Below are 704 nucleotides of genomic sequence, written 5' to 3'. Positions count from 1 at the left end.
TCCGTGAAAGGCGTCGCCACCGGCAACATGGGCGTAGGCAAGGACGGCGAGCCGACCGAGAACTTCCAGCTCGGCATGGAACTGCACGCGAAGTACACGCTGTTCGCCGAAGGCTGCCGCGGTCATCTTGGCCGCCAACTGATCTCGAAGTTCAAGCTCGACGCGAACGCCGATCCGCAGGCCTACGGGATCGGCATCAAGGAACTGTGGGAGATCGATCCCGCGAAGCACAAGCCGGGCCTCGTGATCCACACGGCCGGCTGGCCGCTGAAGTCGGACACCTACGGCGGCTCGTTCCTGTATCACATGGACAACAACCAGGTCGTGGTCGGCTTCGTGGTCGGCCTCGGCTACACGAACCCGTACCTGTCACCGTTCGAGGAATTCCAGCGCTACAAGACGCACCCGTCGATCCGCGCGTTCCTCGAAGGCGGCAAGCGCGTGTCGTACGGCGCGCGCGCGATCACGGCCGGCGGCCTGCTGTCGCTGCCGAAGACGGTGTTCCCGGGCGGCGCGCTGATCGGCGACGACGCGGGCTTCCTGAACGCATCGCGGATCAAGGGCAGCCACGCGGCGATCAAGACCGGCATGCTGGCCGCCGACGCCGCGTTCGACGCGTTGCAGGCCGGCCGCCAGAGCGATGAGCTCAACGCGTACCCGGACGCCTTCAAGCAATCGTGGCTGTACACGGAGCTGTACCGCGC

1 protein-coding gene is annotated in these 704 nt (G+C 66.2%); it reads left to right on the top strand.

Going from position 1 to position 704, the window contains the following annotated elements; genetic code table 11:
• Positions 1 to 704, top strand: a 704-nt coding sequence (locus tag DID99_RS36800; RefSeq protein WP_148094722.1) for an NAD(P)/FAD-dependent oxidoreductase, incomplete at both ends; no start/stop codon positions are given.

The organism is Burkholderia sp. Bp8986 (assembly GCF_003854225.1).
GTDB lineage: Bacteria > Pseudomonadota > Gammaproteobacteria > Burkholderiales > Burkholderiaceae > Burkholderia.
Note: the sequence above shows the minus strand (reverse complement) of the source record. Positions and strands in the feature narration are given on the sequence as shown.